The organism is Exiguobacterium sp. PHA03, from assembly GCF_041945985.1.
In the GTDB taxonomy this organism is placed as follows: domain Bacteria; phylum Bacillota; class Bacilli; order Exiguobacteriales; family Exiguobacteriaceae; genus Exiguobacterium_A.
Genome location: NZ_JAUTYQ010000002.1, coordinates 11,862 through 25,712, shown reverse-complemented (window position 1 = coordinate 25,712; position 13,851 = coordinate 11,862). Strand labels below are relative to the sequence as shown.

General features: G+C 48.2%; 19 protein-coding genes. 4 read left to right on the top strand and 15 right to left on the bottom strand.

The features are described from left to right. The first annotated feature begins 46 nt into the window (after window positions 1–46). Both Q7C19_RS11300 and Q7C19_RS11295 read left to right on the top strand, forming a co-directional pair. Window positions 47–529 (top strand): Rrf2 family transcriptional regulator, encoded by a 483-nt coding sequence (locus Q7C19_RS11300; RefSeq protein ID WP_375092168.1) that lies wholly within the window; start codon window positions 47–49, stop codon window positions 527–529. 22 nt (window positions 530–551) lie between these two features. Continuing rightward, on the top strand, window positions 552–920 hold the full coding sequence (locus Q7C19_RS11295; protein WP_035411560.1) for a nuclear transport factor 2 family protein: 369 nt from the start codon (window positions 552–554) through the stop codon (window positions 918–920). 272 nt (window positions 921–1,192) lie between these two features. Here the strand turns inward: Q7C19_RS11295 and Q7C19_RS11290 are convergent, their stop codons facing one another. Together Q7C19_RS11290 and ypfJ are read right to left on the bottom strand one after the other, a co-directional pair. Beyond that, on the bottom strand, window positions 1,193–1,369 hold the full coding sequence (locus tag Q7C19_RS11290) for a hypothetical protein (protein ID WP_375092167.1): 177 nt from the start codon (window positions 1,367–1,369) through the stop codon (window positions 1,193–1,195). A gap of 74 nt (window positions 1,370–1,443) precedes the next feature. Beyond that, window positions 1,444–2,286: a KPN_02809 family neutral zinc metallopeptidase gene (ypfJ, locus tag Q7C19_RS11285; RefSeq protein ID WP_056064528.1), complete on the bottom strand. Its 843-nt coding sequence runs from the start codon at window positions 2,284–2,286 to the stop codon at window positions 1,444–1,446. A 193-nt stretch (window positions 2,287–2,479) separates the two neighbouring features. On the opposite strand from ypfJ, the gene Q7C19_RS11280 reads away from it, so the two are divergent. After that, on the top strand, window positions 2,480–3,598 hold the full coding sequence (locus Q7C19_RS11280) for a glycosyltransferase family 4 protein (RefSeq protein WP_308102256.1): 1,119 nt from the start codon (window positions 2,480–2,482) through the stop codon (window positions 3,596–3,598). 75 nt (window positions 3,599–3,673) lie between these two features. On the opposite strand, the gene Q7C19_RS11275 is transcribed toward Q7C19_RS11280, so the two are convergent. The 10 genes from Q7C19_RS11275 to Q7C19_RS11230 form a co-directional block, all read right to left on the bottom strand. After that, complete coding sequence (locus Q7C19_RS11275; RefSeq protein ID WP_375092166.1) at window positions 3,674–4,318, bottom strand: peroxiredoxin-like family protein; 645 nt, start codon at window positions 4,316–4,318, stop codon at window positions 3,674–3,676. Window positions 4,319–4,358: 40 nt separating this feature from the next. Further along, window positions 4,359–5,426 (bottom strand): YcjF family protein, encoded by a 1,068-nt coding sequence (locus tag Q7C19_RS11270; RefSeq protein ID WP_375092165.1) that lies wholly within the window; start codon window positions 5,424–5,426, stop codon window positions 4,359–4,361. Between the two features lie 97 nt (window positions 5,427–5,523). Continuing rightward, window positions 5,524–6,006, bottom strand: a complete 483-nt coding sequence (locus Q7C19_RS11265; protein ID WP_375092164.1) for a GNAT family N-acetyltransferase — start codon at window positions 6,004–6,006, stop codon at window positions 5,524–5,526. A gap of 87 nt (window positions 6,007–6,093) precedes the next feature. Beyond that, complete coding sequence (locus Q7C19_RS11260; RefSeq protein ID WP_375092163.1) at window positions 6,094–6,531, bottom strand: GNAT family N-acetyltransferase; 438 nt, start codon at window positions 6,529–6,531, stop codon at window positions 6,094–6,096. 107 nt (window positions 6,532–6,638) lie between these two features. After that, the gene (locus Q7C19_RS11255) at window positions 6,639–7,340 is read right to left on the bottom strand and encodes a YjjG family noncanonical pyrimidine nucleotidase (protein ID WP_290748476.1); all 702 of its coding nucleotides are present in this window, start codon (window positions 7,338–7,340) and stop codon (window positions 6,639–6,641) included. A gap of 2 nt (window positions 7,341–7,342) precedes the next feature. Next, the gene (locus Q7C19_RS11250) at window positions 7,343–7,813 is read right to left on the bottom strand and encodes a DMT family transporter (RefSeq protein WP_290748479.1); all 471 of its coding nucleotides are present in this window, start codon (window positions 7,811–7,813) and stop codon (window positions 7,343–7,345) included. A 12-nt stretch (window positions 7,814–7,825) separates the two neighbouring features. After that, window positions 7,826–8,488 (bottom strand): Crp/Fnr family transcriptional regulator, encoded by a 663-nt coding sequence (locus Q7C19_RS11245; RefSeq protein ID WP_056064548.1) that lies wholly within the window; start codon window positions 8,486–8,488, stop codon window positions 7,826–7,828. A 12-nt stretch (window positions 8,489–8,500) separates the two neighbouring features. Continuing rightward, window positions 8,501–8,926, bottom strand: a complete 426-nt coding sequence (locus Q7C19_RS11240) for a DMT family transporter (RefSeq protein WP_035411585.1) — start codon at window positions 8,924–8,926, stop codon at window positions 8,501–8,503. Between the two features lie 194 nt (window positions 8,927–9,120). Continuing rightward, window positions 9,121–9,975, bottom strand: coding sequence for a PPK2 family polyphosphate kinase (locus Q7C19_RS11235; protein ID WP_290748483.1), 855 nt, complete (start codon window positions 9,973–9,975; stop codon window positions 9,121–9,123). Between the two features lie 74 nt (window positions 9,976–10,049). Continuing rightward, window positions 10,050–10,904 (bottom strand): SDR family oxidoreductase, encoded by an 855-nt coding sequence (locus Q7C19_RS11230; protein WP_035411591.1) that lies wholly within the window; start codon window positions 10,902–10,904, stop codon window positions 10,050–10,052. A 122-nt stretch (window positions 10,905–11,026) separates the two neighbouring features. Between Q7C19_RS11230 and Q7C19_RS11225 the strand changes: the two genes are divergently transcribed. Beyond that, a complete protein-coding gene (locus Q7C19_RS11225; protein ID WP_375092162.1) occupies window positions 11,027–11,359 on the top strand; it encodes a winged helix-turn-helix transcriptional regulator in 333 nt (110 codons plus the stop codon). A 61-nt stretch (window positions 11,360–11,420) separates the two neighbouring features. Here the strand turns inward: Q7C19_RS11225 and Q7C19_RS11220 are convergent, their stop codons facing one another. From Q7C19_RS11220 to Q7C19_RS11210, 3 genes are all read right to left on the bottom strand, one after another. Beyond that, window positions 11,421–12,413: an NAD(P)/FAD-dependent oxidoreductase gene (locus Q7C19_RS11220; RefSeq protein ID WP_290748493.1), complete on the bottom strand. Its 993-nt coding sequence runs from the start codon at window positions 12,411–12,413 to the stop codon at window positions 11,421–11,423. Window positions 12,414–12,477: 64 nt separating this feature from the next. Then, window positions 12,478–13,371: a phosphotransferase family protein gene (locus Q7C19_RS11215; RefSeq protein ID WP_375092161.1), complete on the bottom strand. Its 894-nt coding sequence runs from the start codon at window positions 13,369–13,371 to the stop codon at window positions 12,478–12,480. Next, window positions 13,368–13,850 (bottom strand): GNAT family N-acetyltransferase, encoded by a 483-nt coding sequence (locus Q7C19_RS11210; RefSeq protein WP_375092160.1) that lies wholly within the window; start codon window positions 13,848–13,850, stop codon window positions 13,368–13,370. The genes Q7C19_RS11215 and Q7C19_RS11210 overlap by 4 nt, the downstream gene beginning before the upstream one ends. Between the last annotated feature and the right edge of the window lies 1 nt (window position 13,851).

Genomic DNA, 13,851 nt, shown 5'->3' with positions numbered 1-13,851 from the left:
CTATTATGGATATACATTATCCACGTTTAACGAAAGGAGTCTTTCTATGCAAATGAAAACAGGAGTCGAGCAATCCGTTTATGCGATGTTGCTCTTAACCTTCCTGCCGGAGCGCGCCGTTTTGTCCGGTGAGTTCATTAGTCAGCAACTCGGTGCTTCACCGACCTATTTCCAAAAGCTCTTACGAAAACTCGTTCAGGCGGATCTGTTGTATTCCGTACCTGGTGTCAAAGGGGGCTTTCGCTTGCGACGTCCGGCAGAAGAAATTCAAATCTTCGATGTCTATCAAGCCATTGAGGGCAAACAGACATTGTACGCGTCAAGTGGTGTCTTTGAAGATTTGATGGGGATTCAGGAACAGGAGATCGGTCTGCTCTCGAATCTGATGACAGAGGCAGAAGATGCTTGGCAATCGACGTTGAAGTGCGAATCAATCGGCTCGATCCGTCAAGCAATCGATACCTCCTGTCCACCGGAACATTTAGAACGGTTGCATGCGTTAATCACAGACCGGATGATGACACTTTAATGAACAGAAAGAGGTTTTTACTATGGTATTGAATCGTTATTTCGACTTATTCGACGCGTCACGCACGGACGCACAAGCGTTCGAGGATCTCGTTTCCTTGTTTACGACAGACATCACGTTCGTTCTGAACGGACAACCAAAGCACGGCATCGACGCCTGGAAACAATTCGTCCGTCATGTGTTCACGGCGAATCAGGATATTAAGCACATGTACGCCGGCTGGGAAGAAACAACACCAGGAACGTATGAAACACGCTGGGCAGTTTGCGGAAAACGGGCAGACGGTAGCGTCTTCACGCAAGACGGAAAAGATATCGCACGTCTTAATGAAAACGGACGGATCACTTACCTGGAGAACGTTCCAGATGATCCGACGATGTTCCGTTCATAAGATTGCTTTTAAATAGCGAAAGAGGCTGACTCAAAAAAGAATGACGCGTCTTTTCACGTCCTTTCCTCAGGCGAGACACAAGCCAGTTTTCCTGCTTCATTCAAGCAGGAAAGCGGGTCTTATTTGTCTCTGGCAGCGCATAATGCGCTTTTTCCTGTAGGAGTGACGTGTGACGTGTCATTCTTTTTTTTACGAAATAAGGGTGGCAGATCATCATTCTGCCACCCTTATCTTTGTAGAGGACGACATGTGAGTCAGCCCCTTTTTGGTATTTAACGTTTCAGTACAAGCCGTTTCAATAAATAGCCCGTGATGACGAGTAACGACGCAATCGCAATATAGACCATGTAGACCAACAAGTTTGGCGCAAATCGTGACACGATGTACGTCAATACGACGACAGCCGTATACAGCAACAAAAATAGACTGATGTGCTTCAACTTCGACACTCCCCTTTGAATCCTTATCTCTTCTTTACGGAAACGACTGGAAAATGTTTCAAAAGGTATGTCTTTACTTCGTTTTATAGATTCTTCGCTTTGAATGTGTCTCCACCTTCGATCGTGCCGTTATCAAAGCCTTTTTGGAACCAACGCTCTCGTTGCGCCGATGTGCCGTGAGTGAAACTTTCCGGTACGACATATCCTTGTCCTTTCTCTTGTAACGTATCGTCCCCAACAGCATTGGCTGCTGTCAACGCTTCTTCAAGATCGCCTTCTTCGAGCAAGTTTTCTCCTTGCGCGTGATGCGCCCATACGCCGGCATAATAATCTGCCTGTAGCTCGAATCGAACGAGGTATTTATTGAACTTCTCCTCACTCATTTGCTTTCGAAGTGGCATGATCTCATCCGATTTTCCAAGTAACGTCTGGACATGATGCCCTACTTCATGCGCAATGACATACGCCATCGCAAAATCGCCCGGTGCTCCGTATTTCGTCTGCAGTTCATCATAAAAGCTTAAATCAATGTATAATTTCTGATCACCGGGACAGTAAAAGGGACCGACGGACTTCCCTGCTTGTCCGCAAGCCGAACTAACTTGATCCGTATATAAGACGAGTGTCGGTTTTTTATAGGTCTTACCATCTTCTTTAAATTCTTTCGTCCAGACTCGTTCCGTATCGGCCAAGACGACGGAGACGAAGTCCGCTGCTTCTTTTTCCTGCGCTGTTTCCTCATACGTCGTATTTTGCTGATCCCCACCGGTTAAGTCTCCGAGTAGTTCAGTTGGATTACCGCCCATCAAAGTGATGACGATCAGCAGGATGATCCCGACACCACCGCCGATACCGGCGATTCCTTTCCCACCCATTCCCCGCCGGTCCTCGACGTTCGAACTCCGTTCTCTTCCCTTCCATTTCATGCGCTTTCCTCCTACCCGTTTCGTTATTGTTCTTTACCCAAAAGCTTTTATACGTAACGCTTCAGGACATCATGGATGAAACAGAAGTCTATTGATTTGATGCATTTTCTAGGAATATCCTTCTACTGTAGAGAAGATTAGTAGCAGAACCGATCTTTCGGATCAAATTTTTTCTACGCAAAGGAGGTACGACATGAAACCTCATCTACTTTTTTTATCTTGGCGTGATGCTCGACATCCACAAGCCGGAGAAGCTGAAACTTTTATTCATGAAATGTTGCGGCGTGTCAGTACTACCTACCGAGTTACCCATTTGTCTGTCTCATTCAAGGGCGGATCACCGACGGAGTATCGAGATGGTATCACTTACCTCCGTTATGGTACGACAGCTTCTCTTATTCCATATGCACTTTATTATTACTGGTCTTATGCTAAAACGATTGATTTAGTTCTGGATCATTTGAATGGGTTTCATTTCTTCACACCACTTTATGTTCCACGTCATAAACGAACTTTATTTCTTTATCAATTGATTCGTGAGCGTTGGTCGACGACACTTGTTTTTCCTTTTTCAAAGCTTGGCGAATGGACAGAGACTCGACGGTTAAGCTGGTATAAAGATAGTCATGCCTTGACTGTCAGCCCCTCTGTTGTAGATGAACTACAAAGTGCTGGTTTTACTAACAGTCATATCACGATGTTGCCGCCAGGACTTTCCTTTTCCCCGTGGTCTGAACAGGAATGGGAGTTAAAAGAACATGTTCCAACCTTTCTATATATCAACCGTCTGAACGAAAAAGAACTTCAAGATACGATTGGGGCATTCCTCATGGTCCAACGTGAGTTTCCTGAGACACGCCTCTGGCTGATTGGTATTCGTAACAGCTCTCATCTTTTGCAATACCTTACACTTCCCCTTCCTAAAGAAGTGAAGGATGCTATCACATATTACGATTCAGTCACTGAAACAGAAACGCGCCGCATGATGAGTCGTGCCACCGCTCTCCTTTTCCCTTCCATACGGGAAGGCGTAGGTTTTTCTATTATTGAAGCGGCGGCGGTCGGAACACCATCCATCGTATACGATGCTCCTGGTGTCCGAGACGCCGTTCAGTACGGTATGACAGGCTACATGGCTAAAAACAAAACACCTGGTGCACTCGCTGCCGAAATGCGAGCTTGCTTCCGAGATCCAGAGGAGTACGAAGCCATTCGCATCTCCGCTCATCATTTTGCACGGGCAATGGATTGGCAACAGACTGATCTCAAATTTCAAGAATGGCTGAGACGAGTACTTCTTGATACAAAATAAAGGGAAACTTCAAACGGTCTGACTTCTCCCAACAAGTAGAGAGAAGCTAGACCGTTTGAATTAATCTTCATGCTTTTAATTCTGATCAAGTTTTGGAATGATCTGCTCTGGATCAACGCGTTTCGTATAATCCGATGGCACTTCTACGAAACGAATCACACCACTTGTCTCAATGATGAACGTTGCCGGTTTAGGAAGTTGCCAGTCATCATTTCCGTTATGCTTCGCAACATCGAGTCCTGATGCCTTGTAAATCTCAATTAGATAATCCGGTAAGTCAAACACGAGGTCGAACTGACGGGATACATGTAAATCAACGTCACTTAAGACAGGGAAACTCAAGCCATTCTTATCCGCTGTTTGTTCAGCAAAATCAGGCGTCTCCGGACTGATTGCAACAACGGTTGCACCAAGTGCGCGAATCCGTTCGATCTCCCGTTCGTAAGCGCGAAGCTCGAGATTGCAGTACGGACACCAGCCACCCCGGTAGAACGTCAAGATGACAGGACCTTGCTCGAGTAATGTCTCGATCGCCACAGGTTTGCCGGATACATCTGGTAACGTAAAGTGTGGGATTGTGTCACCGACATCTAGACCTTGTGCGACTCCAGAAGCAGTTAGTTCTGCTGTCGCTTCCGCCATCAGGCGTTGTTTCTCAGCAGGTGCCTTTTGTCGAAATTCCGATTGATACTGTTTGATTTCTTCAAGTAAGCGTGTCATACGTTCTCCCCCTTCATTGCTGTATGGAATAGCAAGGAGATTACTCGTTTGTCTCTTCTGACGACTCCTCCGCCTTCTTTCGGAATCGTTTGACGAACCCCATTAGTTGTTCCGGTGTTAATTCGAGCTTATTCTCATAGACATATTTCGTTCCGTATCCGAGTGCAAGGGTGGCGGTCGAAGCGACTCCTGCGGCAATGACGGCACCATATCCCGGAACCAGTTTCGCTATTTGCCGAAAAGCCGTTTTTCCGGAGTTTCCGACGATCGTCACGACAAGCAATTCTTTTGCACTCTCCTTGGATAACTGTCGTTCATACAGATTTGATAACTTGAGCATCAAACCGATTTGAATTGAAGTCAACGGAATGATATCAGCTCCTGGAAACGGGACAGCACCGATCGCACCAGCAGCTGTTCCGGCACCCACGATCCAATTGTTGGCGATCTTCCCGCGAACGGTCGAATCCATCTGGCGAACGAACACATTATCCTTGTCGAACTTTTTTAAGATATCGAGGACCTCCCGGCGGAGCCGATCAATATTCGTTCCTTCTCGTGCTGATACGGGAATGATTTTTGGTCCTGGTAGTTTTTCTGCAATATGGCGAACGATCGTGTCGACATCATCCGTCGCATCCATCTTCGTGACAACGATCAAGACATTTTGGTTATGTTGATAGATTTTCTGGAAATTCTTCGTCTCTGTCTCAGACAAGACAGTACCTGCCGCATTTAAAAAATAAAGGATGACATCGGCACTTTGATAATACGTCCATGTCGCTTCCGAGTTCTGTGTATTGGCATCATTTAGTCCCGGTGTATCGACGAAGATGACTTTATCTTCCGGATGTTGCCTTACTTGATCGATGCGGACCGTTTCACCTGGGCGTGCTCCGACCGTTGCCACTTCACGACCAAGAATTGCGTTCAAGGTCGAGGATTTTCCCGCATTGACGTCTCCGATCAAAGCAACTGTCACGTCCTGCTCCAACGATTGATTAAAATCTCGGCGCTCCGATTCAAACGACTGATCAAAAATTTCCTCTAGTTTGCGTTTCCGCTTTTGTTGATTGGTCTCAAGTCCTTCACCAAAAAAATCATCCATCGTGATCCCTCCCCTTCTTTTGCTGTCTGTCTTTTCCCGTTATCCCTTGCTTTCAACACAAAGAAGGCAAGGGAACATTGCGTCCACTTGCCTGCTTTTAAAGGTATGTGCTTCGTCGCTCGAGCAATACCGTGTCGCGCCATCTGCCTCCGAGCCGACCAATTCGCTCCCGGCGACCGACTTCCCGAAAATTAAAACGTTCATGAAGGCGGAGACTCGCTTGATTTTCCGGAAAGACTTGCGATTGCAGGGTCCAGATGCCGGCTGCTTCACTTGCTTTAATGACGTCTTCCATCAAGCGTGTGCCGACACCTTTACCGCGTGCTTCTTCCGCGATATAAAGACTGATTTCAGCGACACCAGCGTATGCTGGAATCGAAGAAAATGGACTTAATGCGACCCATCCGAGCAGTTGCTCGCCTTCGATCGCAACGAGACGACTGTGTTCATGGTGATGTCCCGTCCATTCTTCGTACGATAATGCTTCCGTGCGAAACGTCGCGTTCTCCGTCTTTATCCCTTGTTCGTAAATCCGGACGACTTCTTCGTAATCGTCCGCTGTCATTTGACGTACTTTCATCTCATCAGACTCCTTTGTTGCTCACATGCTGATTCTAGTTCGACAGCATGTCAGGAGACTCCTGTTTAATCGACGGTTCATCAAGTTTTATACTTCTAATCGTACTGCCATTTCCCGACCGAATCGGTCCCCGTGGTCGATGAAGCCGAGACTCGCATACAGACTGTGCGCCGCCTGATTATCCGGTCGATAGCCGACGACGATTCGTTTCGCTGCAGGTAACATTCGCATCTCTTCAATCAGGGCTTGCATCGCTAATCGCCCGATACCGTTCCCTTGCTGCGCCTGATCAACCATGATGCGGTATATCCAGTAACCGTCGAGTTCTTCTAGTTCCGTGTTGTACATCACAAAACCAACAACCGTATCGTCCATCATAATCGCCCGAAGGACAAGGCTTGGTTCGAACTTCGCTTGCGCGATCGAATAGACATTCGCTTCCATGAAGTCCTGCTGTTCTGCTGTCAGCGTCAGCTCACAACAAGCTTCCCAATTTTCTGCTGTTACCGGTACGAGTTGAATCATGTTCATTTCCCCTTTTAATTAGACGGGAGTTGCCTCCAGCGTCTGTTGATCACATCGTTGCACGGTGATCGCCCCCTTTCCTTCTCTTTCCTATCGACTGATTTGATTCATTGTTGAAGGACTGCTGCGTTTTCAAGCACTGCAGGTAGTTCGGCTAAAGAGGTAATCGTAAACGTGGGCTTGATATCCGTTGCCGGCTTTCCTTCTGGATTAAACCAACATGTTGCGATACCAGCTTGATTGCCACCTGCAATATCAGCTGACAAGGAATCTCCGATAATGATCGTTCGCGCCGGGTCGAATTGTGGAATCCGCGCAAACACATGATCGAAAAATCCTGCCATCGGCTTTTGAAAACCCGTCTCTTCTGAAACGAAAATCGCTTCAAAGAAGTCCGTTAATCCAGCCCCCTCGAGCCGTGCGCGTTGCGTCTTCGAAATACCGTTCGTGACGACGTACATCTCGACGTTCCCTTCTAGTTGCTCTAACAGGGCAGTCGCACCCGGAATCAATTCCGTCCCTTGCGCGAGGTATCCGCGATACGTTTCGTCAACTTCTCGTCCGTTGACTTCTCGTCCTTCTTCCGCAAAGAACGTCACGAATCGCGAGTGAATGACTTCCTCACGTGTCACTTCACCCCGTTCGAGTGCTCTCCAGAGCGCGTGATTGATTTCCTTGTAGCGCGCTTCTCGCTCAATCGTCCACGTTAGATCTTGTTGCTCGAGCAGATGGCGAAAGGCAATCCGTTCCGTCGATTCAAAATCAAGTAGTGTATGGTCAATATCGAATAATACTGTCGTGTAAAACATATTCAAGCTCCTTTTCGTAAGCGTTGTGCAGTCGTTGTTTTCCCGCCCAGTTGAAATAACAGAACGCCGCCACCAATCAATAGGACACCAAGTGCTTTCGTCCACGTAAACGGAACGGTCTGTAAACCAAACCAGCCGAGCGTGTCCCACAGCAAGGCAAATAAGATTTGCGACACCATGACGATCGAAATCGCTCGACTTGGTCCGAGTTGTTGAACTCCTTGCGTCACACAGAGGACGACACCGACACCGATGATCCCACTGAACCAAAACCAAGTTTGCGCCTGTTCGAGTGCAAACAATTGTGACCCTTCGACGATCAAACCAATCGTCAGTGAAGCGAGGAACCCGAGTCCAAGGACTAGCGTCGTCGTCGCCCAAGCACCGACATGTTCTTTGACTTTTGCGTTAAACGTATTTTGAATACAAACGAGCATGCCCCCACAAAGAGCAAGGATGATTCCCGTAACCATGTCGCACCTCTTTCATTCGTAAATGCTTTCTCCAACGCGCTCCATCAATCCGTCTCGATCAATGATCTCAATCGTATGCTGCGTTCTGCGAATCAACCCATCGTCGACGAACTGACGTAAGACACGGTTGACATGACGGTAGCTCGTCCCGATCAAATCTGCCGCATCGACCAGTTCCTTACTCGCAAAAGCATCCGTATCAGGTGTCATCGACAGCAAATAACTGGCTAGCCGAACTTCTACCGGATACAGCAGATTGAAGCTGAGCGTATGCGATTTTAATTCAAACTTTTTCGTGATCGTCTCGAGTAAAAATAATAGAAAAGCAGAATGATGTACACGTGCCTCTTCCAAATCCGCATAGGCGATGCGTAAGACGGTTACTGGTGTCACTGCCTCGACCGTGTTCATCAAATCAATCTTTCGGACGAACTCAATATCGCCGACGAGATCAAACGGATGCTTGAAGGACAACACGAGACGTTTCCCCGTTGCCGACATATGCGTAATCTTCAATTTCCCTTCGACGAGCAGGTACAGTTCATGCGCAACATCGCCTTGTCGGCATAAAGCCTCACCCGGTGCGAACGTCTGGATGTGCATCGCCTTGCGTAGCGATACATCAAAGACATGCGTTAACTGATACCGTTCCAAATAGCTCACAATGTCCGTCACTTCTTCTCCTCCTTAGCTCTTTAAGATGAAGATGCCTGCAACCATCATCAAGATGCCGATGATCTGCGGCCCCCGCAGTCGGCGTTTCATGACGCCGAACCAGCCTCTTCCGTCAATCCAGAGTGCCAGCGCTAATTGCGCTAATAAAAAGAGCGAAATCGTCAAGGTCACACCCATCCGGTGGACCGCCGTCATGTTGCTGAATAATATGATCGCCGCAAAGGCACCTCCTGCTAGATAAAGCGGTTTGACACGGCGCATCGCTGAAAAACTACGATCCCGTAAGACGACCGCTAAGAGGATCGCAACGATGAACCCGGTCATCTGAGTGATCGTCGCTGCTTGCCACGTCCCGATCGTTTGACTGATCCGGGCATTGGCGACACTTTGAAGCGTTAAGAAAAAGCCACCAGCAATCGCAAATAAGATACCACGCATATGCATACTCCTCTCTTCTTCCATGATACTCTCATTTAACGAGAGTCCTTCTGATTTGAACAGGACATTTGTCCCGAGATGTTCAGAAGTTCAGAAATCATGATGAGTAAATAGAATTTCATACAACTCTAAGTGTATTAAAAAAGCGATTGTTCTCTTGCTGAGAACAATCGCATTTGGTGTATTTAAATAGTTTATGCTTCTTCTTCCAGTCGTTTAATCGCTTCATCCAGCTGTTCCTGATCCTCTTCTGATAGCTTTGGATATTGCGGATCAATTTCCTTCAGGACGTCATTCATGACTTCGGTGACGATATAACGGGAATACCATTCGTCATCTGCCGGTAAGATATACCATGGTGCATGTGATGTCGATGTCGCTGAGACGAGCTCAGCAAAAATCTCATGGTATTCGTCCCAGTGCTTGCGTTCCTCAATGTCATTAAACGAGAATTCGAAGTTTTTCGTTGGATCTTTCAGACGAGTCAACAGCCGTTGCCGTTGCTCCTCTTTTGAGACATGAAACAAGAACTTGACGACTCGGAAGCCATTCTCGACGAGATAGCGTTCAAAGTCATTAATTTGACGATAGCGCATCTGCCACACGTCACCCTCATCCGGCTTTTCTTCCTCCTCGAGCAAATCATGGATTCGTGGGGCAATGACTTCCTCATAATAGGAGCGATTTAAGATGCCGACTTCCCCTTTTTCTGGTAGTCCTTCGTGGATCCGCCATAGGTAGTCATGTTTTTGCTCCGTATCCGACGGTTTTTTGACGGAAATCGTTCGGAGTCCTTGTGCGTTCAAGTTAGAAAAGATATAGCTGATCGCCTCGTCCTTCCCCGCTGCATCAATTGCTTGCAGGATGACGAGGACGCCATTTTTCTCTTCAGCATGCAAACGCCAATGTAACTCTTGTAACGTCTCAACACTTTTTGGAATCCGTTTCTCTCGCAATTCTGCTTCCGAAATTTTATGTTCTTCTGATGTCGGGTAATTCGAAAACGAGACTTGCTCGCCTTCCTTAACACGATAGGATGACAGTTTCATGGTAGGGCTCCTCCTTTAATTGCTTCTAAAGGGGATTTACCCTACTCATTCATCCTGAAAACGTTCAGATGAACTTATCTTTTCAAAAGGAGACGGACTCCCTCTTCCAGCGTCGTCACGGGACGACCAAGTAATGCTTCAAAATCAGTACTTTCTACTGCCAGAGTCCCGGCTGCGATATCTGCCTGGATACCAGTCAGCATTGGAATCAAGAAGTCAGGTAAGCCAGCTGCTTGCATCCGCTCACCATATGTCGCTTCATCCACTTCATCTAAAGCGACCGATCGGTTAAGCACTGTTCCGACTGCAGTCGCGAGTTCTGCTTGTGTATGCAACGGACCCGATAGTTCATAGATGGGGTTTGGATGCTCAAGCGTCAGTCCCGTCGCAATTGCTAGCGCATACTCATCTTGTAACGCCCATCCGACTTTCCCTTCGCCTGCTGCCGTTAACCAGTCTGCGCCTTGCGCGACGGCGTCAATCGTTCCGAGTTCATTTTCGAGATACCAGTTGTTACGGAAAAAGACATACGGGATACCTGTCGCTTGAATCGCTTCCTCTGTGACACGATGCGTTCGAGCAAGTCCGTTTGTACTGTGTGCCGCATTGGCGATGCTCGTATAGCCGATCAGCTTGACGCCTGCCTCTTTTGCTGCCGTGACAGCGGCTTGGTGTTGCCGGATCCGAGTCGCCTCTTCACCGTCCGTCGAAATGATCAACAATCGATCGATTCCTTGAAACGCTTGTCCGAGTGTTTCGGGCTGATCAAAGTCTCCGTATCGGACATCGATTCCTTGTGCTGCAAGCTCTGTTGCTTTTTCGACGTCGCGGACACTAACTGCTACATGTTCGTTGCCGACTTGTTCACTGAGGTGTTGCACGATCCGCGCGCCTAATTTTCCGGTTGCTCCTGTAATTAACCATTTCATGATGAAACCACTCCTTTGAAGTTTGATGTTGTTCTTCATGATACGCTAGGTGATACACTAAAAAAAGTAGGCACTTATCTGAAACTAGGTCCCTCAAAACGAACCAATGGGAGAGGATGAATGTGGCTGTATTCGATACAACGACCAATCAACGCACTGCCTGTCCAGTCACTCGGGTCCAACAGATGGTCGCTGGCAAATGGAAGATCATCTTGCTGTGGCACCTGACACACGGGACACATCGTTTTCATGAACTGCAACAATTAACAGGTATCTCTAAGGGAACTTTGACACGTCAGCTACGTGAGCTCGAAGCAGATGGTTTGATTCAACGGCACGTCTTTGGCGAAGTTCCCCCTCGTGTTGAATATTCTCTAACGGATGCCGGACATAGTTTTTTACCGATTCTTGACCAAATGGCAGCTTGGAGTGAGCAACACTTCCAGGGGGAATAATCGTGAGTAACAAAAAAACATGCGCTTCTTCTCGATTCAGAAAAGAAGTGCATGTTGTCGTTCATTCCGTCGCTGTCACCGTCTGACGTAAGTGGGTATCAATCGCCTCTGCGACGCGTAATCCGGAGATGACAGCACTCTCGACGCGCGTCCGCCCTGATGCATCATCGGCTTCAAGGAACGCATCACCAGCAAGCCAAAGTGGATGTGACGACAGTTTCAAATGCGGTGTCCGGTAAACTGCGCGTGCCTGAGCGTAACGCCAACGCTTGAGCTGGCGGGAGATAATCGTCACTGGTCCGAGTTGCTGTTGTAACAGACGCTCGACTTCCGCGAGTGTCTCTTCTTCTGGGCGCTCGTACCAGTCTTCACTGAAGCGAGCTGTCATATAGACGCTCAGGAGTGTCGTCTTCGAAATCTGTTTCTCGGCATTATTGACGAGTTTTAACATCCCATCGACGAGTTGTTCGTCTTGTAGGCCGACTTCCCCGATCGTCAGTCGCTCTTTGATTTCAAACAGACCCACGAATGTCGGCTCGAACGTCACTTGGCGTAACTGCTCATGATCGTCCTCTCCGAGCGCCAGATCAGAAGCCTGCAACAGTTCATATGCTTGCGGTACAGGCGCCGTCACAAGTAACGCATCATACGCACCTTGATGATCCGTCGCTTGTGTGACGAGTTCGTCCTCCATTGCCGTAATATGCGTGACCTGTTCATTCAACTGGACGGGAATCCCTCGACCAATCGCTTGTACGAGTTGATTCATGCCGTCCGTCGCGACATAGCGTGGAAAATCCGTTCCGAACCATTTACGAACCCACCCTTTCTCAAGCCAGTCGTCGACTTCGCGTCCTAACTCTTCCGTCCGAACCGTGAAGAAGACGGCACCATGATCCGCTGTTCCTTCATCAATCCGACGAGTCGCCATTCGCCCCCCGACGCTCTGGCTTTTTTCGATGATTTCAACAGCATGTCCTGCTGCCTGCAATTGACGTGCCGCAAAGATTCCGGCGAGTCCACCACCGATGATTCCGATTCGTTTCCCTGTCATCTCGCTTCCCCCTCATATTCCTCATTTCTCTAAGTATAGAGGTTTCTTCCAAGACATGGGTGAATCAATATCCGTCCGATATGCTCGTCATCTGTAATTCCTGCTCGATGAGCATGATGTTCTCCTCAAAGAACATCTGGTGCTCTTCTTGTCCACGTTTGATGCACCAGCCGACGGCCGTGAGTGCTTCCCACAAACGATAGTATGCGAGATACGTCTCAATCGGCACGTCTGGGTGTAATGTCGCGTATCCTTCTTGAAATGCCGTGACGTAAATGGAACCGAACGTATTGAGATTACGGACGATCTTCGTGAAGTCCATCTCGACGGCCCCGTAGCGGGTCGTCTCGAAATCGATCACCCCTGTGACTTGATCACCTACCGTCAGTAAATTTGCTAGGCGGAAGTCACAATGTGTGGCAACGGGACGTGAAGGCTCCGGTAACGACTGTTCTCGTCTGACTAACTCTGTTTGGATGTTCTCTAAAAAACTGGGATCGAGTTCGGTCGTGATGAACGGCATGAATCCATCGAGTTTTTCATTCCGGAAGCGTCGCCAGTCCTGAACCGGATAGGCATAAAATCCATCTTCCGTATACTCGCCGTAATCTTCTCCTGTACACGTATGCAGCATTGCGAGCGTTCGACCAATTTCGTACGCCAATTTTTTATTCATCGAGATCGGTGCCTGTCCCGCTAAGGCAGCAAGTACGAACGCCCCGGTCGTCTGCCCGGGAGCTGCTTCAGCTAAGATGTGCGGCACGGGTACAAATTCTTCTAGTGCATGAATCCAGCCACGTTCCCGGTACCACTTTTCAGCCGTATACGGGCGCTTCAAGAAGACGACCTGACCATCCGTTAGGACGAGACGATCGACTTCAGAACTATACGATTCGTCGACAGTCGCGCATGCTGCGACGTCGAGTTGAAAATGTTCAAGCCATTCGTCTCGCGTCATTCCGTCGTTCCCACTATTTTCTGTAGCGTTTCACCTGGTAGACCGTCAATCGGTCCAACATAGGTCGATTCAAAACCTAATCCGATCAAAATACGGCGCGACGCTTCATGTGCTGGATCAATCGTCGCCGTGACGACCTGTAGCTCTTCTTCTGTCGCTAACTGTAAGAGACGCTCTGCAATGGCTGTGCCGTATCCGCGTCCCCACTGATCGGGTAGTAGCATGTAACCGAGCTCTGCTTCGAACGGTTGCGTTTGACTCCGGGTCATGTGCCCGATTCCAATCCATGTCTCTTCGGTATAAATCAGATACGATCCGAGTCGGTCGTGCTGCTGTTGTTCAAGGATTCGCTCAAAGCGTTGTTTCGTTTCCGTATCTGTTAATGCCTGTTCCGTGATGTAACGCATGACACGTTCGTCTTGAACGAGCATTGCGTATCGATCGTAGTCAGACGCTGTCATTTTTCGTAATTCAATCATC